We start from the raw sequence: 23374 nt of genomic DNA on the forward strand, positions 1-23374 counted from the left end.
TGAGCCTCACCACGGTGATAATATTGGTGCATGACTATCCATACTGCTCCCTACGCTATTTCCCTGGTGCTGACAGCTTGCAGCCTCTTGCTTTTTGTTTGCTGCAGTACGTTTTACGAAATGACAAAAGTGGTCGGCGACCGTTGGTTCGAAAAAATCGTGCTCGGAAAGTATCGGCATCCCCACGTCGAGGAACGGATTTTTATGTTTGTTGACCTGACAGATTCAACCAGGCTTTCCCACCAGCTGGGTGCCCGGAAATTCAGCCGGCTGTTAAAGGACTTTTTCCTGGAGATGGACCGTGTAACGCGGCGTTATGGTGGCGAAGTGTACCAGTATGCCGGCGACGAAGTCATTATTCACTGGCCTGCTTCCGCACGGCATTATGATGCCGCTGTGAACAGCTTTGCCGCCTTCTATCGCAGGATTGAAGCAAGACAACATTCTTATCATTCCCGGTATGGCACCGTTCCCCGTTTCAAAGCCGGGATGCATAGCGGAGAGATCGTCGCCACCTGGGTAGGCAGATCAAAAAGAGAAATCCTTTACCAGGGCGAAGTGCTGAACATCGCGGCGCGCATCGCTGAACTCGCCAAACATCTATCCTTTCCCCTGCTGGTGTCCCGCGCAATTGCGGACGGACTTTCACCTGGGGGAAAAGCGCGGTTGCACTATGGTGGAGCGTATGCTGTAAAAGGCCTGGACAATTTGCTGCCGGTGTATGTAGCACTTTGCGAAAATCCTGAACGAAATAATCAACAGAATCGGCTTTTACAGGAAAATCAAAGCGAGGCGATTGTTACAGATTTGTGTTGTCAATCAAACAATACAATCATGAACATAACACTCAAAGCGGCCATGGATGCCGCACAACAGGCACAGGTAAAGGCAAGGGAAATCAATGTGGCCGCCAATATTGTCGTGCTCGATACGGCAGGTTACCTGAAGTATTTTGAACGCATGGACAATGCCTACCTGGGCTCCATAGATATCGCGATTCAGAAAGCTAAAACAGCTATGTTGTTCCGGATGCCTTCGGAAGCAGTAGGAGAGTTCCTGAAACCTCAGGCTGCTGCCTATGGACTGGAAAATACCAACGGCGGACTGGTCGGCTTTCCGGGAGCAAAGCCCATCGTAAGCGATTCCCGGATCATCGGGTATATCGGTGTATCGGGTGGCGCACCTGCCCAGGATGCCGAGATCGCTTCAGCAGGCAGCGCACTCTAAGGCAGGTAATTTATTCACTATTCAATTTAATATTATGGCAAGCAAAAAAATCCTTATTACCGGCGCAGGTTCCGGTTTCGGTGAAGGCACAGCAATTGGACTCGCTAAGCTGGGGCACAAGGTAATTGCAGGGGTGCAGATCTCACCCCAGGTTACCGCCCTGCGTCAGAAAGTGGCAGAACTGGGATTGACAGATAATCTCCGGGTAGAAAAACTGGATATTCTTGATCCCTATGATGTCAGCTATGCGCTCACATGGGATGTGGATATCCTGTTCAGCAACGCTGGTATCGGTGAGGCAGGACCAGTATTTGAAATCCCTGTTGACCTGGTGCGGAGAAATTTTGAAACCAATGTATTTGCACCCCTGGCACTCGCGCAGCGTTTTATTGCCGGGTGGATCAAGGAGAAAAGAAAAGGCAAAGTGGTATTCACCTCTTCCATGGGCGGATTGTTTACGCCGGATGGCTACGGGATCTATGTGTCCACCAAACATGCACTGGAAGCAATTGCCGAAGCACTGTCGTCTGAGCTGAAAAAATACAATATCCAGATCCAGACGATCAACCCGGGTGCTTATCTCACCGGTTACAATGAAACCATGGCCGACAATCCATTCCGCTGGCTGGATGACAGCAAGAACTTCACCAAGCGCGCGGAAATGAAAGCCACATTTGATGCGCTGCTGGGAACGCCACAGGGCCGACTGGATCCCCGCGAAATGATTGATGCGATGATCAGTATCGTGCCGTCGGACAAGGGCAAGTTCAGGAATGTGGTGCCGCAGTTTGTAGAAGATATGCTTAAGGAGCATCAGTTGAAAGCCTGGGATGTTACTATCTGACAGCTGGTTCACCAATTCCCGGTTGCGGTTGCAGACCGGGAATTACTTTTTTCATGCTTTTAACCGCATGCATCTTTTTCTGTTCGGCCTGATAGGTATTGTTTGTACTGCCAGTGCCCAGCCGGACCAACCGCCAGTTTTCACTTGGATGTTTCCGGGAATCAATTACAAGCCGGATGCCAAAACAGCTTACTGGGCGCAATATGGTGTTAGTCCGCCGTTACACCTGCAGGCTTTGTACCTGCAGGCCTATATCAAAACGGGCAAACATGTTATCCTTAATCCCGCCTACCTATACCTGAACAACAAACCGCCGGGTCAACCCCGGTTGCAGGAGCATACCCTGATGAATGCTGTGATTGTTTATTTCCCGGTACACCGGCTGGTGGTCGATGACCGGAATATGATCTGGAATCGTTTTCGCCGGTACGGTAAGGATCTGCACTTTTACCGCAACCGGCTGCGCGTCAGCTGGCCAATACCAAACAGGGCTGTTCAGCTCAAACCCTACCTGTTTGATGAGCTGACTTTCTCGTTTACTGAAGGCAGCTTTACAAGAAACCGGGTAGCAGCGGGTCTGGTCATTAAACCGGCAAGATGGTTTCAGTTGGAAGTGACCTGGCTGCGGGAATATAACCGGTACTACAACAATGTTAACCTGTTATTTGTCATGACGACCATAGAACTTGGCGAAAACCGGCATTTATAACTACAGCCTATTCAATCAGCAAATAAAATACCATGGAAAAGAGACATCCTTTGCCTCCATTCACTTTGGAGACAGCTATCGAGAAAATTCAACTGGCCGAAGATGCCTGGAACAGCCGCAATCCGGAAAGAGTGGCGTTGGCGTATACGATCGACAGTGAGTGGCGTAACCGGACGCAGTTTATCAACGGCAGGGCGGAGATCATCGGGTTCCTCACCGGAAAATGGGAAAAGGAACTGCATTACAAACTCAGGAAAGAGTATTGGGCGCATGCCGGCAACCGGATTGCCGTCAGGTTCGAATACGAATACCAAAATGAAGCCGGGAAATGGTTTCGGGCTTATGGTAATGAGAACTGGGAGTTCAATGAAGATGGCCTGATGCAACGGCGGTTCGCCTGTATCAACGATGCCGAGATAACAGAAGGGGAGCGGAAATTCAAATAGGTACGATGAAAACGATAATACTGGTCATGATGATTACTGTGTTTACCGGTATTGGCCTGGAACAAGCCAAAACAAAAAAGGAGATTGTGCGGAATGCGTTTGATGCATGGGCGGCAAACGGCACGAGTGATGTATTTGATTTGTTGTCGGATGAGTTGCACTGGCGGATCAACGGCAGTACCCCCTGGTCGAAGACCTATACCAGCAAACAGCAGTTTATGGAGGAGGTGATTATTCCCTTGAATAAGAAGTTATCGGCAAAGATCAAACCGACTGTGCGTAGCATTTACCAGGATGGCAACACAGTTATCGTAATCTGGGACGGGCAGGCCACCGCTTTGGATGGGCGGCCTTACCGTTCCACCTATTCCTGGAACATGACCTTCGACGGCGATAAAATTGTTCGTGTCGAAGCTTTTCTCGACACCCAGGAGTTCGGTGATATCATGCGCCGGATCAGGGTAGAATGAAATGGTTGGAATTATGTATCAATCCCCGGACCTGTCAACCCACCCTTCCTTCAAAAGATCCTTCAGATTTTTCAACTTCTGTTCCGTGAGGCGGGTGATCAGTTTTTCGAATGCGTCCTTTTCTTTTTTCTCTGAAAGATTATTTACTAGTTCCTGGATTTTAGTAAGGTTTTGAATTTCCTGTTGCATGGTAAAGGCTTCACCAACCAGGTCAAAGGGCAGCGGGTCGGGCAAAGGGAAAGGAAATTCTTCCGGCCAGCCTTTGGGTCTGGGTGCGTCATATGCCTGTCCCGGCCATAAAATATGCGGCAACATATAATCAACAACAAGCGGAATCCTGAAGGATACTAATTTGGGGTTAGGTTGCAGCATCCAGGGCGATTCATTTCCATTAACGATCCCTGTGCCAACGATCTGGCCCTGGTCATTGATACTTAACGCAGTGGTAAGATCCCACCCTTTTGCCTGTGCGTCGCTGATCAACGGGCTGTTCAGTTTCACTTTTACCAGGCCTTTCCAGGTTACGGCGCCATCGTTAGCAGATTCTCCGGCAATTACACCGTGGTTATTGATGTCATAGGCATAGCTGTCGTCACCGGGTACATTAAGGTCACTTGTTTTATTGTTTAGCGTATCAAACATATACGATTTATACTTGTTCGTGTTTTTGTAGATCAGTACCTGGGGCTTTGGATGATCAGTAATCGCAATACAGCCATTACAATTGGCTATCAGTGTTTTGATCTGTGTCGCGGAGTCTTCAATGAAGCCCTGGAACCCGGTTGAATTGTAAATTGATCCGATGATAATCCCGTTATTATTGATGCCAACAGCCCATGAATCGACAATTTGATTTGCGGAACCGACAGGATTGCTGTTTAATCCGCTCCAGAATAGATCTAAAAGGGAAGGGGAGCCTGATAATTGCTCTGCATAGCCAGCCATTTGGTTGTTGTCGTTAATGGCGTTCACGATGGCACCCCCGCTATTGCTGTTCTGAGGGGGTAAGTTTAAAAGGGTTAATGTCCCGGTAGCACTATCCCAAACGAAGGGATGGGCGATATGCTTGTCGTCCACATAGTTTCCTGTCAATAGCTGTTTCGAATTTAGTCCTGAAGCGTGGGAATAGAATCCGGGCGGGCCGATGAGGGTATAGCCGGCGGCATCCCAGGCCATAGCTTTAGTGGTACCGTAATAGTGGTGGCAGGTTCCTGCAATTTGTCCGGTTGAATTGATCTCAGCTGGGGTAGCACTTACATAGCCAACCGGAACAGGCAGTCCGACTAAAGTGTATAAAGGCATAACAGGCGATTAAAGAAAGGGTGTATGGCGAAGATTGTCTTGCGGGTAGAAAAAGTAACGGCCTTTCAGTTCAGAGGGGAGAGATGAATATGCGTCACACTAAGTTATGAATATTGGCGAAAAGTTTTCAGGGTAGCTGTAATTTCAATTACTTGTCTTCGGTATTTTTGATCATTTCCTATTACAATGTCGACAATTCAAAGGTGCGGGGGTGGGTTTATTTCTTTCCGTATGACAAAGAAATTGCAGCAAAGGTTGAAAAGCTTAGGGCAATCTTGTTATTGCAACATTGGAAATGATGGCTTCACAAAATGAGAGTCATGCGTTATGTAAAGAGAAAGCGTTTGTTCCGGACGCGAATGGTTTATAGTTGTCTGGCTTTGATATTGATTCTGACCAGTTGTAATCCGGTAAAATATTCCAAGACAGTACCTGGTCAGCCTGACGCAGATTCTTATTCACTAGGTAAATCTGTCGATTTTGGATATAGCAATAGTATTGATACTTCGGTCATTTATATCTATTATGGGGAGCTGGTATTTACCACTAGGAGCGGTAAGTCTGAAAAAGTTAACACTTATGATTTTTTAGCGTTTAAGAGTAATGGAATAGTGCTATTTAGTCGGTTTAGCAGAGTGCCGGTTACTAATGAAAATGTCCAGACAATAGGAGGTCAATATTGTTATTATAAAGTAATTGATGATGAACTTGTGCTTGAAATGTATGACTATAGCCTTAAGTCATTTTTCCTGATGTATGCGAAGATTTATGAAGATCGTATCGTCTTTTACAAAGACAGGGTTCGACGATTTGCAGGCGGCAAGAGTAAGTTGAATATGAGATTTAATAAGTCTGCTATCAGGTATCCGACGTCCCTAATATGGCCGCTTTAGTTTGTGCTGCTACCCGATATAGCGAAGCCGGTCGAATCAGCCGATCAAACAGTAACCAATTCCCATTTGTCTTTAAACAGGGCTTCCAACTGTTGAATTTCCTTCTGGTACATGGTTTTTTTCCGGGTACCGAAATACAGGGTGTTTTCCACCGGGTCGCTACCTTCCCACACGAGTTTTATTTTACCCGATTCAATAGCTTCCCGGCAAAGGAAATCCGGCACAACGGAAAATCCGGTACCATCGCTCAGGCAGCGGATAATGGAACTGATATTGGGAACAATATAGTTGGGACTGAAATCGGGATGTGCACCAAAATGCTTCAGCCAGAAATTCTTCAGGTGTTCCATGTCCGCAGCCGTGCTGTACCAAAGCTGCTGCTTTAAGCTATGGGCTGCCCCAGTAGTATCGCCTGCTGACAGCAAAGCCTCCAGTGCGGTGGTATCGGTTTTGTTCCCGGCGATCAGTACAATGCGCTCTTTGGAAAAGGGTACATATTCCAGGTTCTGCTGGGTGCCGTTTTGCGGCGTCACGATCAGGTCGAGCAACCCGTTATCCAGGTCTTGCTGCATCTGCGGGTATTCACCGAATTTGATGATCAGGTTAAACGGCAATTCGTTGATATGTTCTTCCAGGGTGTATTGAAATGTTTCAAAGCACATACCCACGCTGATCGTTGCCCTTTCTTCATTGGCGCGTTTATGGAAATGCTGTTCACCTGCCTCCAGCTTTTTAAGTGGCTCCAGGATATAATTATACAGGATCTTCCCTTTTTCTGTCGGCACCATTTTCCTGGCGGCACGGTCGAACAGTTTATAACCGGTATAGGCTTCCAGCGAGTTCAGGTGCAGGCTCACCCCCGGCTGGGACACAAACAACACCTGCGCCGCTGCCGACAAAGTTCCCGTTTCATATATGGCCTTGAAAGTACGTAGCCATTCCAGGTTCCATCCCATAACTATCATTATTATGATACAAAGGTACAATTTAAGTTATTTGTATGATCATTATTTCTGATAGAAATTTGCACTATCAATAATAATAGTTATACAAATGAGAATATTCATTATCAACGGGGGACAGGTATTCGCACATTCCGGCGGGCTGTTTAACAATACCCTCGCAGGCTGGACCACTGCCTTCCTGGAGCGCGAGGGCTTTGAGGTGCGCATTTCGAATATTAATGATGAATTCGATCCCTTCGCCGAAGTAGAGCATTTCAAATGGGCTGATGTGGTCATTTACCATACGCCGATATGGTGGTTCCAGGTGCCCAACCGGTTGAAAAAATACATTGACGATGTGTTTACAGCAGGCCACCAGAACGGGATGTACACCAGCGATGGCCGGAGCCGCACCAACCCGGCGATCAATTACGGAACTGGCGGATTAATGCAGGGCAAAAAATATATGGTCACGACTACCTGGAATGCCCCGGACACGGCCTTTACCCTACCGGGAGAGTTTTTCGGGGAAACCTCAGTGGATGATGGCGTATTGTTTGGGTTCCATAAAATGAACCGCTTTGTGGGCATGGAACGGATCAATGGTTTTCACTTCCATGACCTTGAAAAGAATGCCACCGAAGAACGCATTGAAAACTACCGCCGGGACTATACCAGGCATTTAAAAGCAGTATTTACCAGCGAAATGCAATTATCATGAACATTTATTTAACAGCAATCATCACTGCGAAGCCGGAGCATCACCAGGAAGTCCTTGCGGTGTTGCAAAATATGGTAAGCCAAAGCAGGAAGGAAGAAGCCTGTATCCAGTATGACCTGCACCAGGGAACGGAGAACCCTGATGTTTTCATCTTCTATGAAATCTGGAAGAGCAAAGAGGGGTTGGCTGCGCACAACCAGCAACCCTATATCCTCGAATTTGGTCGTCTGGTACCGGAGAAACTACAGGAACCCCCGGCAATATACCTGGCTCATAAAATATAGAAACGGGTACCTTTCAGTAAGCTATTGTTATTCCAGTGTCTAAGAGCTGGAGGTTCTCTCACACGTATATGAATGTTTGAAAAACGAAGGCCTCTCAATACGGGGTTTCCTTCACTCCAAAGAACTGCCTATTGGATGGCAGCGGAGTTGTAACAGTCAATAGCCTGGATCTTCAGTGGCTTTTTTCACTGAGTTTTGGAAGTTGCCCTCTGTCGCTAAAGCTAGAGTGGGCAAAGCTTGTTTGGCCAAATATTTCAACGCGCTTTTTTAAAGTCCAAGCTTCAAACACATTTCCTGATCAATTTCATTAAAAATCGAAGGGGGCAGGTAAAGTGTGGAAATGCCGGTAAGGTCTTCTTTTCGAATGGTGTCAAGCGTGCTCTTAATTATTTTAGGTCGACCCTGGGGTAATGATGCTGCCTCGTAGATAAATACCGGGTGATCTGCCGGGTAAAATTTCTGTAGCTGATTAATAAGTATGTCAAAATTATGCCGTTTATATCCTGCAAAATTGAACCCCGGATCACCTACACATTCAGCTTGCCACACCAGTAAATGTGATGAAGTATCCGGTACACGCCGGTGAATCAGGAATTCTGTAGCTTCAAGTGAATGGCAGCCTGGCTGGGATGGATCAATACCAAGGTCTGCAAAAAGTGATGCATCGGCCGAAACCGAAGCATGCATTTCCGCCTTGAAACCATCTCTGCGAGCTACTCTTATGGCCTGGTGTGTAGGCCAGGCAAAACTCCCCGGATGTCCATAAAAAACTCCGCATACCCGTAAGCCAGCTCTTACAGGAGCAAGCAATGCATCCACCATAGCATGGTAGGTCTCGATACGGGGTTTATTGTTACCATACAGCCCGTATAACGATTCAGCGGTTGAATTCAGTAAGTGGAGCCGTCGTTCAATTACCGGGTCGGCTACACAATACAAAACTTTTTGGGCCGTCCGTATCTGGGCTTCAGCATCAAAGGTCAGATCAGCAATAGCCCGGATGCCACTACCAACAATAACAAGTTGTCCGGCTTTGCGCGATCGGCCTTCCTCGAAGTAACGAATGGCTTCTTCAACAATGTCGATTGTTGTGAAATCGCCCGGAAATTTGTTGTGCGTGGTGGTTGTGGTGGTATCGCTGGTTGTCGTTACAAAATCTGTTGTGTTAGAAGTAAATGTTGTGCTGGTAGAACTGTTTGCAGTGTATGTGCTGGATGTATAGGAGTTCATCGAAATGGACATAGGCTGCTGACTTACCTGGTCTGCAGGATTGAATTTATCGCTAACAACAGGTGAAAGGCCTGCCCGTTCCAGTTCCCGCACCGCCTCGATTCGTATGGCACCCGAATGACCCCTAAGAATAAGATTCGTAAGCTCCTGGGAAAGGCCGGCTTTTTCAAGGTATGCAACAGGATTTTCTGTAAAAAGCTCAAGTTTGACCGGGTCTGCAAGACTGGCAAGAAAATCAGTAAGTGGTGTATCAGGCATATTCTTACTTTTTTATGTTATATGGAATTCAAAAACCGTGAAAGAACATTTCATAGCGCTACCCTACCAGTCAAAGGGATTGCCACATGCTCCGCAGATATACCATCCACTATCTTTTGTAATGACATTCAAATTACTGTCATACCCGCATGCGAAAATGTTATTGCACCACATCGTAAATAAAATACATTTTGTTTCCGTTCTTGAAAACGTGCAGTTCCTTCCCTGGGAGTTGTCTCCCCCTGTTAACCAATCCCAGAATCCCGCCGGGGACACGATTGCAGTTGATGGTAACTTTGTTGGAACAGCGGTAAAACCAGGAAGCAGGCTCCCTGGGATCTCTGTATTTTTCATTGTTAAAAGGTTATATTGTAGTTAATAGAATTTGCTGCATGTTTTTTTGAAATCACCAGGTAAGCTTTCCAGCCACATCCTTGCTGGTTAAATTTTAGCCCCAGGTAATTAAGCGCTGGTTGCCTTAATTTCCGGCAAAGCGATTTCATTTCTTTTTTTCTGCACTCCTGTGTAGTAAAACTATCAAGGCAAGTTCCGAAGTCACGGACAGATACTTTTGGATAACTGATCTTGATCGCCTTATCGGGTATGCCAATAGCCATATACTGAGGATGCCCAATGCCAGTCATGAAATCAAGTTTACAAAGCATGCTTTGTATTGCATCTGCAGGCCATTGCATCATCTCAGCAATACCCGTCAGGATATTTTCTATTTCGCCAGCCGTTTTCCCTGAAATTTCATAGTATATCGAAACAGACATCGCTTCACTTCGATGAATCCTTATGCTAATACATACTGGCAGACCAATTGCATATTTTTTGGAAATCGCCACCGGGATAGTTCTCAACGCTTCATATCGCGCCAGGAGGTGAGCCATCGATTCCTCACTAACTCCGGTTACATAGCGGAAATATAAAGTTTCATTGTTCGACTTGTTATTCTTCCAATCAACTTTAAAAAGAAAGGAAGTGGGTGCTGTTCGCTCCAGCGTTTCCTGTATCAATTCTTTCCACTGTTCAAATCCGTTCCGGCCAGTTGCACACTCGATGGATTTGTTGACAAAGCTTTTTGAATTCCCAAAGACAAGGGTTCCAAGTTTATCTGCATCTTCAGTCACACTGATCTCTACCAGGTCGAACAGCTGCAATCTGAATTTCTCCAAAAAAGGTTCTGAACTTGTTACCATTTAACGATGCTGTTGAAAATATCAGGAATAAGATGCGTCCGTAAAGTTCAGCATAGCCAGGGGAGCTGTATCGGTCAGGTTTGCCCCCACAGTAAATGGCCATTCCTCGGTTACATCTACCTTGGTATATACCTGTTGTGGCACCCCTGTTAATCTGTCAATAAACCTAAGGATCACTGTCGCAATCCGCTGACCGGATGGTCCCTCCATTACCCTCGTATCGATCGACTCGAGGATGGCTTTCTCATCAAATTCCATGGCCGCCAGATATGGCCCGGGATGTTGAACAGCCAAATAATTGAGCGCTCTTTGGCCATCCATCGACCCAAGATTATCAGGCGAACCAACAATGGTGTAAAACACGTTTTTGCCCTTTTGCTGAAACACGCTCTTGTCCCATTTCCTGGAGCCGAGGATTTGTTTTACCTGGTTCACCAGGTTATCCATTAATTGTGATACGGTGAACACATATGCAACATCACAGAACATTTCCGGCGCAATGACTCCATTTGTATGGGCAGGATCAGCCAATTGCCCTCTTTTACCAATGATCGTGATCCATTTTTCGTTATTTACTGGGTCGAGTGCATCAATCAGTTTTTCAAGAATAGATGAACCGGTTGGTCTCACGATGTAAGCAGGTATGCCATCGATCGACAGCACAAAACAGGAGAATTTTGCTATGTGGAAGTTTGCTGCAAGAACCTGGGCTATACTTGCATTGCTGCCTTCAGATCCATGAAGCAATGCTCTTTGGCGTTGCTGAAACTCTCTCTCCAGGCCCATCGATGGCCACCTGACAGATAACTTACCTATTGCATACACGTATTTCTCTTCCTGCAGTCCTTTTGATTTATTACAGGAACATCCGTCATGTTGTGTTGCCACCCGGGACAAATCAATACTAGTCTGTACAGGAGTCTGGATTTCCATAATAGCAGGTTTATAAGTTTATATTAGTTTTTTAACGAAAAGCATTTTTTATTGTTACGCAGAAATGTTTGTACATGTTTTATATTGAAGCACGGGGGTACTATGCTGCGTCTTCCCGCTGCGATGGAGTGGCTTTCGTAAATGACATCCCAGGCGTGATCCGCCTCCATATGCAAATATTGCCTGGTCACCAGGTATCCTGCTGTAACAAATGCAGCAGCATAACTACTGCCACTTTCAAGCGTATATTCATTCGACGGTACAGCGACTGGTATGTTAAAACCAGGCGCCTGAAACCCCCGCAATCCTACGGTGTTCCCCAGGTTGGTAGTGATCAAATTCATTTGGTCCTGGTTATTTGAGCATACGGGTACCACTCCCGGTGTGGCCAAAACTTTATTATACCCGATCCTTCTACCATTACCAGTCGATACTATAATCCGAATACCATTTTCTGCAGCACATTGCATTGCACGGATGAGAAAGCAGAAGCCACCGGTATAATCAGGATTGAAATCAAGACTCATCTGGATAACCTGTACTTCTTGCTTCACCGCCAGCATAATGGCATTGGAAAGCCGGAAGTCCAGGTCTTTGACGCCCAGCAAATTATTTGCCCACATGCGGTCGAGCACAGGGATGCAAATCAAGGTGGAGTCCTTGCATAGGCCCAGGGAATCTCCAACATTACCAGTCAGCATAGACGCAACTGCCGTTCCATGAAACTGGCTCGCCACATCAGGTTCACTGATTAATGAGCTATCCACAATGATCCTGGCACCGGTAAAGCATTCATGCGACAGATCAGGCATACCATCAATGAGTGCCACACGACTTTGAGCTGCGCCTGGAAGCGATTCAATGTCATTTGGTAAGGCGTAGTTCCGCAGTTCGTTCTTCCTTTCTTGATATCCATTATCCACTTAACGTGTTTTAACCGATAGACAGGAAATGCACGCTCGCCCATTAAGGGCTTAGATTAACTTCATTAAAAAAGTGTACAGATTTGTTGTATTAACTGGGGAGGGATGTAAATGTGTCACGTAAACTAGTAAGAATAGTATTAACATACAACGGGATTTTTCCCGTTGTTATTTATGATAAGAAAGACTATTAAACGAGGGTGTGAACCAACTGCTATGAAGCAAGTCCGGGGGGCGACTTACTGTCGTGAAATCTTTCCGGCAAAGCGCAGGTAAAGAACACAAGTTTGACTGACCGGATGGAATTGGCACCGCATATTTCTGAGCAGCAAAAAGGAGGCAATAGAATACCAGTTATTCGTTCGATTCTGAAGGATTTTCAGTAAAAAATTTATTGCCCTTGAAACACTTTCCCGTAAAAATACTGTTGTAACAAATATTTATTTAATTAATATAAGAGGTTTCCAGGATCGGGATTTTAGCCGTCAGAAATCAACGGAAAACCAATACGAGCCTGTATTACGATCTGGTGTACCCGAAAATTGAATCCGCTGCCTCATAAGGAAAAAACTACAAAAAGTCAATCCGTATTAATACGGGTTGCAAATTTCGGGTTCTGTTATTTCATTTGTTTCCGGTTGTTGCTACCCAAAAACAACCAGACCAACAAACCTGTTTATGCGCAGAAACCTTATCCTGGTGTGTACCCTGGTGCCATGCCTATATGGATATGCCCCCCGGCTTTCCGACAGGAAAGATTCTGCTGCAAACCTTATCGACCACTTCCGGAAAATCGTTATTGTCATCCTTGTAGTCGTATTCGCCGGTACGCAGGCTTTTTGCCAGGAAAAATCAATCCCGAAACACGTTCGCGTGGTGCCGGTTCTCGACACCATCTGGAGCAATAACACTATTTGCAAGGCGCCATCCCCCATTCACTTTAAAACCGGGGATAAAGTTGTCCAGGTTGCCCAAAGGCAGACCACACCCGGGAAGCCGCTGCCGATCTCCATACATGGAAATGTTCAATACGATTTTCTCTACCGTTCTTTCATCGATACGCCCTATTCCCAAAAAGACTATCAACAGCATACTGTCCGGACCAACCTGACAATCACCGTCCGGGACCAGTATCCGATCCGGCTCAATACCGCCCTTCGCCTTAGCAACTCACCCTGGTTCACCAATTTTTTTGATGTGGGCGCACAGTTCGATCAAAGTACTTATCTGAACCATGCAAAGCAGGCGTTGCTGGAAAAAGCCTCCAGGAAGTTGATGGCATTACCTGATCTGGATCAACTGCAACAGCAGATCCGGGACCAGGCCGATAAAATCAACGCATTAAAGAAGAAGTTTAAATCACCGGATCCCAACCAGCAGGTCATTAAAGACCGGGAAATGGAATTGTTCCGGCTGGACAAAGGTTCCGCTGAAACTCAATTGGCTGATTTGTCGCTACCATCCGGGCTGGATGGTTTTGACAGGATAGTGCTCAACAAAGGAAAAGCTGCCCTGACAGACAATGAAAAATTGCAGCAGATTCAACGGGAAGCGAACCGCCGGCAGCAAACCATCGATAGCCTGGAAGCCGCTGTCCGTCAGCTGCAGGGCAAATATGACAGTCTTCAGCATAGTGTCGGCAGCAGGTTATCAAAACTTCGCCAACAGGTAAATAAAGCAAAGAGTTTGCAGGAATTAAATCAAATCGGCGAAAGCAATGAGCTGCCTGATGAAAGTACAGGCTTTAAAAAATTCCTGACGAATATAAAATCAATTGGTGTCGGCCGTACAATGATCAATTATTCCGAACTGACGGCGTGGAATGTGGCCCTGACCGGTGGGCATATCGAATACAACAAGAATATTTATGCTGCTGTGGCCGTGGGTAAGATTGACTATGGCTTCCGCGACTTTTTCAATAAAAATACCCGGCAGAACGGGCAACAACTCGCCATGGTCAGGTTTGGTGTGGGTGACATCGACAGGAAGGCACTTATATTCTCTGTATTCAGCGGTCGGAAATATTCCTATGGCAGTGTGGTGTCTGATTCCGTCAACAACTATGTGAATGTAATGGGGTATGCACTGGAAGCTATCCTGAAGAAAGACAACAATACCGGTGCTTCTGTTGAAGTGGCTAAAACGACCATCCCCATGAGCGGTTCGTTTAAGGAAAACAATGGTTTGAACAGCCTGGTGAATTTCTCTGATCAGTCTAACCTGGCCATCAGTCTTAAGGGGCAGACGGTCATCCAACCCACTGATACGCGACTGAGCGGGTTTTTCAGGAAAAGCGGCGAGCATTTCCAGTCCTTCAGCTTATTCTCCTACAACACCGATCAGACAGCCTGGATGATTAAAGCTGACCAATCGCTTTTTAAAAACAGGATCGGCATCGTAGCCTCCCTGCGCAGGAATGATTTCACCAATCCCTTTACCGAAAAAACATTTAAGACCAGTACAGTATTCAAAAGCTTCCAGGTTACTATAAGGGTACCAAAATACCCGGTGCTTTCAGTAGGATACTATCCTGGTTCCCAATTGTATATCATCGACAAAGACAGGATCCGGGAGAATGCTTACTATGTGATGAATGCTTCGCTGATGCATCAATATAAAGCCGGTTCCGTCCGCATGTTGTCTTCGCTTTTGTATAACCGTTATGCTTCCAAAGGCACAGATACCGGCTTCATCGCCTATAGCGGCACCAACTATATGGCTGCTCAATCGGTGATCCTCCCCAAACTGCAATTGCAGGGCTTGTACATGTTTACCGACCAGGAGCAGATGCAATACAACACGATGGAATTATCCGGAGACTGGACAGTGTTACAAACTATACGGGTAGGGGCTGGCGCCAAATACAATAAAATCCTGGAGGGTGCCGGGTACTGGGGGGGGAGGGGCCAGTTGACGCTTACCCTCAAAGCGATTGGTATGCTCCAGTTTCAATACGATAAATCTTATTTACCAACGATATACCAAACCCTTTTTCCTGTAGAGATGGGAAGGGTTACCTGGACTAAATTTTTTTAACCATGATCAAGAAACTCATTTTTTATTGCCTGCTGGCGCTGCCGCTGATGGCTGAAGCACAAGTGACGGTCAGCATCCAGCTGCCGGCAGCGGGGATGGTGACCAAAGACCAGTTGTGGAACCTGGCGCTGGTGAACAATGGGAATGCTGCCGAGACAGTCAGTATATCGTTATCCCTGCAGGATGCAGTATCCGGACAACCGGTATTGTCAGCCACAACCAGGAGCTTCCTGCTGAATAAAGGAATGAAACTCCTTTCAGTGCAAGACGTTCAACCTGTACAATACAATTATGGCTCGATGGCATTTAACAACACCCTTCTGCCGCTGGGCTCCTATATCGCCTGTTACCAGGTTAATTCGATCGACTCCAAGGAACATCCCGTGCTGGCCGAAGAATGTGTGCGGCTCAATATTATTCCCCTGAGTCCACCGTTGTTAACCAGCCCGGCTGACAAATCGGTGATCACCACAGCATATCCCCAGTTTACATGGATGCCTCCGACACCGGTGACCATGTTTGACGACCTGAGCTATGATCTTTCCGTCGCCGAAGTGCTGCCCGGGCAATCCGCCCCGGAAGCCATCCTTTATAATGCGCCGTTGTATGTGCGGGGCATGCTCAGGGTAACGACTGACAATTACCCCGCCAGCTATAGCCAGCTGGAGGCCGGTAAAACCTATGTATGGCAGGTGACCGCAAAAAATGGTGTCAACTATGCAGCCACAACAGAAGCCTTCACATTCAGTTTGCCCACTGATACGGCAAAAGCAGATACTGTCAACGCCGCCTACATTGTGCTGACTGGTAAAACAGCTGCCAGTGGTATCAACTATCTCAACGAAAGCAACCTCTATCTCAAGTATTATTCCTTTGACCCGGCGTTTGAAGCGGTTATCCGCTTTACAGGCAGAAACGGTGCTATCGTTGAAGAACGTAAACTGCGTGTGATCTACGGTGATAATTTTTTGAAGTTGCGGTTAGGCAACAAATACCAGAAAGGGGAGACCTATCAACTGGAAATCACCGATCTGAAAAACAACCATCATTCCATCGCTTTCAGCATCAAATAAATTCCAACAGCCTTATCGTATGATTCAAATACTTGCGTCCAGGTACCCCAGGCATATCGCCAGCTTTATGCTGATCCTGTTTAGTTACTCGTTTGTACCCGCCATGGGCAACAAACATGTTTTGCCTGTTTCCGCCAGCAAACCTTACCGCTTTACTGCCAGCAATAAGCCCCGTGATCAAAAGCCTTCACCTGCGCCCGCTTTCAAAACACCCGCTGCTGCGGGTACAAACCGCCTGGTTAAAAGGCATCCTGACAGCAGTGCTATCGGTGGACCCTCACAACCTGAAATGAGTTCGTTCAAATCTGTAGGAACGGACAATATGGTGAACCTCTTTACCGGGGACTTCAGTTATAACATTCCCTTGCTGGACGTTGGTGGCTATCCCGTCAATATTTTTTATAACGGCGGTATTTCGATGGAACAGGAAGCCAGCTGGGTTGGACTAGGCTGGAACATCAATCCGGGGAACATCAACCGGAACATGCGGGGCGTGCCAGACGACTTTAATGGCGAAGACCTGATGGTACAGCGGCAAAAAATGAAGCCCAACACCACGTGGGGGGTGAGCCTTGCGGGAGACTTTGAAATGGGAGGTGTCAAAAACATGGCTGGTATTTCGTTTGGCGGGTCAGTTGGAATTTCGAACAATAGCTACCTGGGACCTGCCCTGGAACTTAGCACAAAAGGCGGCGTTAATCTTTCAATAGCAAAGAAGACGGTTGGGGAAAAATCAGCTATGGGAGTCGGGGCCGGACTGAGCGCTACGGTTAGTTCAAGAGATGGTCTTTCTTTATCTCCCAATGTATCGCTGACATCTCAGTCTTTCGCCAATGCCAAGGGATTGTCAGTAGGTATCGGCCTCAGCACCAGTTACAATTCCCGCACTGGCATCAAACAACTTCAGATTGCCGAGCAGGCGAGTTTTAATATGTCCAATTCGAAGTATCAGGATGATTACTACCTGCTTCAAAAAGGCACTTCTGCCGGCGCTTCTTTGCGTTCAACCTCAATTAGCTTCAACAAGCCCAGCTATATTCCTTCCATCAGACTTCCCATTACCAATGAAGCTTATGCCGGACATTTTCAACTGGGAGGTGCCATGTGGGGAATTTACGCTTCCGCAGAAGTAGAAGCCTACCAGCAAAAATCCGAGATCGCTCCTGAAGATGAAGTGCAAACCAAACCAATGGTAGGTTACCTCTATTATCAAAAGGCAGCATCTGACCCGAATGCCGTAATGGATTTCACCCGTTTCAACGATAACGAGGTAACCAACAATACACCCATTATCTCTGCGCCCCAATTCAGCTATGATGTGTATTCCATCCAGGGTGAAGGAACCGGCGGAACGATCCGGCCTTACCGCGATGACCTGGGAACTGTGCGGGATAACCTTACCAAATCAAAAGATAAGAGCCTGAGCGCGGGGGGTGACATCGGTATCCCTGGTCATTATGGCGGCAATTTCAATATCATTAAAACACCATCGGTAATTGGTGAATGGATCAGGGGCAATAAGCTGAAAAATCTCATTGGCTTCAGTGACGCGAAAGGTATTGATGAAAATGTATACTTCCGAAATCCCGGTGAAACAAGTGTGTTGAACAAGAATCAGTTCGACTATATCGGTGGTACAAACCTGGTGCGTTTCCGTTTAGGGACATCGACCACCAATCCCACGATCGAACCCTACCTCGAACAGTTTTCAAAGGACAGTAAACAATTAACGGCAACCAGCCTGCTCTCTACACTCCCCGTTACTGAACGGAAAAAACGGACGCAGGTCACCAGTTACCTGACTGCAGAGGAAGCGACCCTGATCGGACTGGATACATCGATCAGGAGTTACCTGACTGGTATGTCCGCCGCCAAAAACTTTCAGTTTGACAATATTTCCCGGGTGAGCGACTACCGGAAAAAGCACCATATCTCCCAGATCAGTGTAACAGAGGCGAACGGCCGGCGCTACGTCTATGGCATCCCGGTCTATAATATCGCGCAACGGGATTTCAGTTTTTCTGTTGACAATACAGAAATCGCAGACGACAAAGTGACTTTCAATGCTGCCGATACCCTGAATGTCAAAACGGCTAACGGTAAGGAAGGACTGATCCAGATCACGGAAACACCGGCCTATGCGCATTCCTTCCTGCTGACGGGTCTCCTGTCTCCCGACTACATCGATATTACAGGCGACGGCATCACAGAGGATGACCTGGGTACAGCAGTTAAATTCAACTACTCACGTACAAAGCAAGGTGCACAATGGGCGGAGCATGCCTGGAGAAGTCCGCACACCACCGGTACTACTCCGACAGCCAACTTCAATGCCGGCAACCGCACCGAAACCAAAGATGATAAGGGCATCATTTCTTATGGCATCAGGGAATCCTGGTATGTCCATTCCATTGAGTCCAAGTCGATGGTAGCCATATTTACACTGGAAGACCGCAATGACGGCAAGGGGGCAACCAGCCCCGTAGCAGGTGTCAATACTGCAGACCTTTCTTTGAAACGCCTGAAAAAAATTGACCTCTACAATAAGGCAGACCTGAAGAAGAACGGCCTTTCATCGGCAAAGCCGATCAAGACCGTGTGGTTTGCCTACAGCTATTCGCTTTGCTCCGGTACGCCGGATAATGCTTCCGGTGGCAAACTGACACTGGACAGCATTTATTTTACCTACAACGGAAAGGACCGCGGCAGCAAGAACAAATATGTATTTTCTTACGGCAGCACAGGTACCAATCCTGCCTACGCTTTCAACGCTTCTGATCGCTGGGGAAATTACAAGCCCAAGTCCATGAACCCTGCGGGACTGAAAAATGCTGACTATCCTTATGCCATCCAGGATAAAACGCAAAAAGCCGCCATCGACAGTAACGCAGCAGCCTGGAACCTGAAGAAGATCCTCCTGCCATCAGGGGCTCAACTGGAAGTTTCCTATGAAAGTGATGATTACGCGTTTGTTCAGAATCGCCGCGCGACAGACATGATGGAGATCGCGGGTCTGGGAAAAGATGCAACGACCATTACCAGTAATTTGTATACAGTAAATGGCCTTGGTATTACAACGGACCATGATTATGTATTCATCAAAGTGCCGGAGGCCTGCACCACTAAAGCGGAAGTGCTTCAAAAATATTTGCTGGGAATTCAGCAGCTGGCGTTCAAACTCTCCGTAAACATGGAGAAAGGTCCGGAGTTTATTCCATGTTATGCAACCATCGCCGACTACGGTGTATTTGATGCCACGCGGATCTGGGTGAAGCTGAACCAGATGGACGGCCTCTCGCCATTGTCCCTGGCAGCATTGGAGTATTTGCGGCAGCGCCTGCCTGGACAGGCGTTTCCCGGTTATGATGTATCGGAAGGAAACAGCCTGGAAAAAACCGCCAAGGTGCTCGACGGTATGCGTACAGCGCTCACCAGTGCGTTTAAAGACCCGGTGAATTACCTGCGTAAGGTTGGCAAGGCGCAAACAATCAACACCACCAAAAGCTTTGTGCGCCTGAATGACCCGGACGGTGTCAAATATGGCGGTGGCTATCGCGTAAAGTCGGTGATCCTCAAAGATAACTGGCACCTGATGTCTGCACAGGATTCGGCGCAATATGGGCAGGTCTATGATTATACGACGACGGAAACCCTGAATGGCGTAACCCGTAAGATCAGCAGTGGTGTGGCTTCCTATGAGCCTTCCATCGGGGGAGAGGAAAATCCTTTTCAAACCATTGTACAGGTAACCAATACCCTTCCACTGGGACCAGCGTCCTATGGCGCCATTGAGATGCCGGTGCTGGATGCTTTCTTTCCTGCTGCTGTAGTAGGTTACAGCAAGGTCACGGTAACGGCTTTAAAGAAGGCGACCGCCGACGTGACCAAAAAATCCCGTTCAGGCATCGGCAGGCAGGTAACTGAATTCTATACTGCCAAAGATTTCCCGGTTTACTACAGCCACACCACCCTGGATGCCGCTTCTGATAAACAGGAGCACAAAAACTCCATGACCAATTTCTTCTTTAAATATGCTTTCGACAGCCGTGCCCTGTCACAGGGTTTCCTGGTGGAAACGAATGACATGCACGGTAAAATGAAGTCGCAATCCTCCTATGCAGAAAATGATACCGCAACCCGGATCAACTATACCGAAAATTTTTATCGGAATACAGGCGCAAGGGGATTGAATGACAAATTTGATTTTGTATATGCGGCACAGGGAGGTTTGGTGGAAGCGGGCAACATGGGCATAGATGTAGAATTGATGACCGATACCCGTGAATTCGCAGTAAAAACGTCAAGCCTGGAGGTTCAGGGTCAGCTCGACTGGTTTGTGTTCGGACCTGTTTCTTTCTGGCTGCCATTTATCTGGAAAGTAAATGGAGTCAGCGAAACCAATTACCGGGCGGTGACCACCACCAAGACTGTGGAGTACCATGGTGTGCTGGACAGTATAGTGGTAATCGATAAAGGCAGCCAGGTATCTACCAGGAATCTTGTGTATGATGCGGAGACGGGTGAAGTGGTGGTTACCAGGACGAACAACGAGTTCGATAAGCCGGTATACAACATCAACTATCCCGCCTATTGGGCATACAGCGGCATGGGTCTGGCGTATAAAAATATTGACGCTGTTTATTCCAATGTCATTTTCCTGGATGGAAAGATCACCAGTGGCAATGTACCGGCAGGCGACCTGGAAAGTGGTGATGAACTCTACCTTGTGAATCCTGGAACGATTCCGGCGAATTGCAACAAGCCTGCTGTTCCGATGACGAACAGGCTGGTTTGGGCCGTAGACAAGAACAAGAACTCCTCTGGCCTCACCAATACGACTACTGATTTTATAATTATGGATTCCGCAGGTGCCTTTCTTTCCAGGAGTGGCGCAACGGTCCGCATTGTGCGCAGTGGGAAAAGAAATCTGTTGGGAACTTCCGCTGCCAGTGTGGTAAGCATGACCGATCCAGTGGTGGTAGTTGGCCCGGTGAGAGAACTGTCCATACCCTCCACGCACAAGGTGATCAGTGCATCGGCTACTGAATACCGCGAAAAATGGCAGGCCGATGATGGTGTTATTCAGAAACGCAGCCTGCTTTTTAATTCAAGCACTTGTACATCATCCGAAATAATCGATTGCAGTGGTTACCTCGAAAAGCATATCAATCCCTATAAAAAAGGATTGCTGGGTGATTTCGCTGCAAGAAGGGCTTTGCTGTTCTATGGCAGCCGCCTGGAAAAAGACCCGCTGGTGATAACCAATCTGCCTGCCAACGGATTCCTGGAAAATTTTAAACTGTATTGGGATTTCAATGCGTCGAATAACCTGGTGCCTGACCTCGCCAACACCCAATGGGTCTGGAATACCGAAGTGACCCGTGTCAATGCAAAGGGGCTTGAAGTGGAAACAAGAGACGCGCTGAACATCTATACCGCCGCGCAGTACGGATTTAAGCGCACCCTGCCGGTGGCAATCACCACCAACGCCCGTTCCAATGAAACCGTGTACGAAGGATTTGAAGATCTTGATTACGAAGAAACCATCAACAATGCTCTGTACAATACCTGCGCACAGCCCCAACTGGACCTGCGCAACCTGTCGAATTCGTCAATCGTCAACACCGACCTTCAGCCGTTCAAAGCGCATTCAGGCAACTACGTACTGTCGGTAGCTGCCAGCAGTACGGCTTCGAAACAGGTAAAAGTGAACGTGCCCATCCTGACTGATTTCTCCTTTGACTATAGTAAAAAGGATACGGTTAAATCGCTGTACCAGACAGGACAAAACGTGGGCAACAAGTCCTGGCAACCGGCCAATTCTCTTTCCAATTCCACAGATTTTGTTTTTGCGTCAACCAATACCTTACTCAATTTCGAGGCACATCCCCTGGATTCCAATACCTCCTATGGCAAGTATCACCGGTTCAATATCGACTATACCTTTTATATGGACGTACCTGCCAGTGGTAACTATCCGTTTGGTTTCAATTTTGGCGGTACTGATCATACGGATGATGTAACGGCTACCTGTACAGTAAGTGCGTTGTCAGGAGAAGGGCCTACCGGGATGATCTTCTATGCAAAAAATTGTTTCTGGACTTATCCTAATACAGGCTGTAGTGGCGGGTCGGACAATACAAGCAGAACCGTCTATTTGTGTAAAGGCACTTACCAGATAACCCTGAACCTGACGTCGATGTTTACCTGCGGCAATGTTAATCCGCCGCCGAACAACTGCAGCCAGGTTTCACATAATGTGGTTTTCCAGTTGCAAACGCCGTTTACCCGGTACAAATCACTTACCACGCAAAATGGATGTATTTCCACCATCCCGGTGGCAGCGACCGATTCGATGATCAACCCGGTATTCAGTGTGCCCGTTGGTAAGCGGATGGTGTTCAGTGCCTGGGTGCGGGAAGATTGTGCCAGTCCCATCGGTGGTGTCTCCTGTTCCGATACCGGCTATGTCAAAAACAAAGTGATCCTGTCCTACACCGGCAGCAGCCAGCGGGATACCTTATATCCGTCCGGCGCCATCATCGAGGGTTGGCAGCGGTACGAAGGCTATTTTGTACCACCTCCTGCGGCGACACAAATGACCATGGACTTCGTCAATTCAAACAACCGGCCGCTCTACTTTGATGATATCCGCCTGCATCCCTTTAATGCCAATATGAAAAGCTATGTCTACGATCCCATAACGCTTCGGCTGGTAGGGGAGCTGGATGAAAACAACTATGGCCGCTATTATGAATATGATGAAGAAGGAACCCTGATCCGGACCAAGGCGGAAACGGCGGAAGGCGTGAAAACGATCAACGAGACCCGGAGCTTCAAGCAAAGAAAAGTTAATCAGATTCAGCCCTAAAGTAAAAT

17 protein-coding genes are annotated in these 23374 nt (G+C 47.3%); 11 read left to right on the top strand and 6 right to left on the bottom strand.

Going from position 1 to position 23374, the window contains the following annotated elements:
- Positions 1 to 30 precede the first annotated feature (30 nt).
- From FPE01S_RS25690 to FPE01S_RS15950, 5 genes are read left to right on the top strand one after another with little or no spacing between them, the layout of a single operon-like run.
- Positions 31 to 1227 carry a heme-binding protein gene (locus FPE01S_RS25690; protein ID WP_083990298.1) on the top strand — a complete coding sequence of 399 codons (1197 nt, stop codon included), beginning with the start codon at positions 31 to 33 and terminating at the stop codon, positions 1225 to 1227.
- A gap of 34 nt (positions 1228 to 1261) precedes the next feature.
- Positions 1262 to 2071: an SDR family oxidoreductase gene (locus tag FPE01S_RS15935; RefSeq protein WP_046370060.1), complete on the top strand. Its 810-nt coding sequence runs from the start codon at positions 1262 to 1264 to the stop codon at positions 2069 to 2071.
- Positions 2058 to 2780 carry a DUF2490 domain-containing protein gene (locus tag FPE01S_RS15940; protein ID WP_046370061.1) on the top strand — a complete coding sequence of 241 codons (723 nt, stop codon included), beginning with the start codon at positions 2058 to 2060 and terminating at the stop codon, positions 2778 to 2780. The genes FPE01S_RS15935 and FPE01S_RS15940 overlap by 14 nt, the downstream gene beginning before the upstream one ends.
- 32 nt (positions 2781 to 2812) lie before the next feature.
- A complete protein-coding gene (locus tag FPE01S_RS15945) occupies positions 2813 to 3226 on the top strand; it encodes a nuclear transport factor 2 family protein (protein ID WP_046370062.1) in 414 nt (137 codons plus the stop codon).
- Between the two features lie 5 nt (positions 3227 to 3231).
- Entirely contained in the window at positions 3232 to 3696 is a 465-nt protein-coding gene (locus FPE01S_RS15950; protein WP_052955894.1) for a nuclear transport factor 2 family protein, read from the top strand.
- A gap of 18 nt (positions 3697 to 3714) precedes the next feature.
- Here FPE01S_RS15950 and FPE01S_RS15955 read toward each other — a convergent pair whose 3' ends face one another.
- A complete protein-coding gene (locus tag FPE01S_RS15955; protein WP_046370063.1) occupies positions 3715 to 4998 on the bottom strand; it encodes a hypothetical protein in 1284 nt (427 codons plus the stop codon).
- A 320-nt stretch (positions 4999 to 5318) separates the two neighbouring features.
- On the opposite strand from FPE01S_RS15955, the gene FPE01S_RS15960 reads away from it, so the two are divergent.
- Entirely contained in the window at positions 5319 to 5891 is a 573-nt protein-coding gene (locus FPE01S_RS15960) for a hypothetical protein (protein ID WP_157474061.1), read from the top strand.
- A 44-nt stretch (positions 5892 to 5935) separates the two neighbouring features.
- Here the strand turns inward: FPE01S_RS15960 and FPE01S_RS15965 are convergent, their stop codons facing one another.
- Positions 5936 to 6847: a LysR family transcriptional regulator gene (locus tag FPE01S_RS15965; protein ID WP_046370065.1), complete on the bottom strand. Its 912-nt coding sequence runs from the start codon at positions 6845 to 6847 to the stop codon at positions 5936 to 5938.
- Between the two features lie 97 nt (positions 6848 to 6944).
- Between FPE01S_RS15965 and FPE01S_RS15970 the strand changes: the two genes are divergently transcribed.
- Positions 6945 to 7556, top strand: a complete 612-nt coding sequence (locus FPE01S_RS15970; protein WP_046370066.1) for an NAD(P)H-dependent oxidoreductase — start codon at positions 6945 to 6947, stop codon at positions 7554 to 7556.
- The gene (locus FPE01S_RS15975; protein WP_046370067.1) at positions 7553 to 7840 is read left to right on the top strand and encodes a putative quinol monooxygenase; all 288 of its coding nucleotides are present in this window, start codon (positions 7553 to 7555) and stop codon (positions 7838 to 7840) included. The genes FPE01S_RS15970 and FPE01S_RS15975 overlap by 4 nt, the downstream gene beginning before the upstream one ends.
- A 267-nt stretch (positions 7841 to 8107) precedes the next feature.
- Here FPE01S_RS15975 and FPE01S_RS15980 read toward each other — a convergent pair whose 3' ends face one another.
- From FPE01S_RS15980 to FPE01S_RS15995, 4 genes are all read right to left on the bottom strand, one after another.
- Complete coding sequence (locus tag FPE01S_RS15980) at positions 8108 to 9328, bottom strand: SAM-dependent methyltransferase (RefSeq protein WP_083990299.1); 1221 nt, start codon at positions 9326 to 9328, stop codon at positions 8108 to 8110.
- Between the two features lie 356 nt (positions 9329 to 9684).
- Entirely contained in the window at positions 9685 to 10530 is an 846-nt protein-coding gene (locus tag FPE01S_RS15985) for a hypothetical protein (protein ID WP_046370068.1), read from the bottom strand.
- Between the two features lie 21 nt (positions 10531 to 10551).
- Positions 10552 to 11463, bottom strand: a complete 912-nt coding sequence (locus FPE01S_RS15990) for a cyanobactin maturation protease PatG family protein (protein ID WP_046370069.1) — start codon at positions 11461 to 11463, stop codon at positions 10552 to 10554.
- 23 nt (positions 11464 to 11486) lie between these two features.
- Positions 11487 to 12386 (bottom strand): S8 family serine peptidase, encoded by a 900-nt coding sequence (locus FPE01S_RS15995; RefSeq protein WP_046370070.1) that lies wholly within the window; start codon positions 12384 to 12386, stop codon positions 11487 to 11489.
- 678 nt (positions 12387 to 13064) lie between these two features.
- Here FPE01S_RS15995 and FPE01S_RS16000 point away from each other — a divergent pair.
- Genes FPE01S_RS16000 through FPE01S_RS16010 form a run of 3 tightly spaced genes read left to right on the top strand, consistent with a single transcriptional unit; the run spans position 13065 to position 23366 of the window.
- Complete coding sequence (locus tag FPE01S_RS16000) at positions 13065 to 15422, top strand: hypothetical protein (RefSeq protein WP_046370071.1); 2358 nt, start codon at positions 13065 to 13067, stop codon at positions 15420 to 15422.
- A gap of 2 nt (positions 15423 to 15424) precedes the next feature.
- Positions 15425 to 16495: a hypothetical protein gene (locus FPE01S_RS16005; protein WP_046370072.1), complete on the top strand. Its 1071-nt coding sequence runs from the start codon at positions 15425 to 15427 to the stop codon at positions 16493 to 16495.
- A 19-nt stretch (positions 16496 to 16514) separates the two neighbouring features.
- The gene (locus FPE01S_RS16010) at positions 16515 to 23366 is read left to right on the top strand and encodes a hypothetical protein (RefSeq protein ID WP_046370073.1); all 6852 of its coding nucleotides are present in this window, start codon (positions 16515 to 16517) and stop codon (positions 23364 to 23366) included.
- Positions 23367 to 23374 lie beyond the last annotated feature (8 nt).

Origin of the sequence: Flavihumibacter petaseus NBRC 106054, from assembly GCF_000974785.1 — a bacterium.
Taxonomy (GTDB): Bacteria; Bacteroidota; Bacteroidia; order Chitinophagales; family Chitinophagaceae; genus Flavihumibacter; species Flavihumibacter petaseus.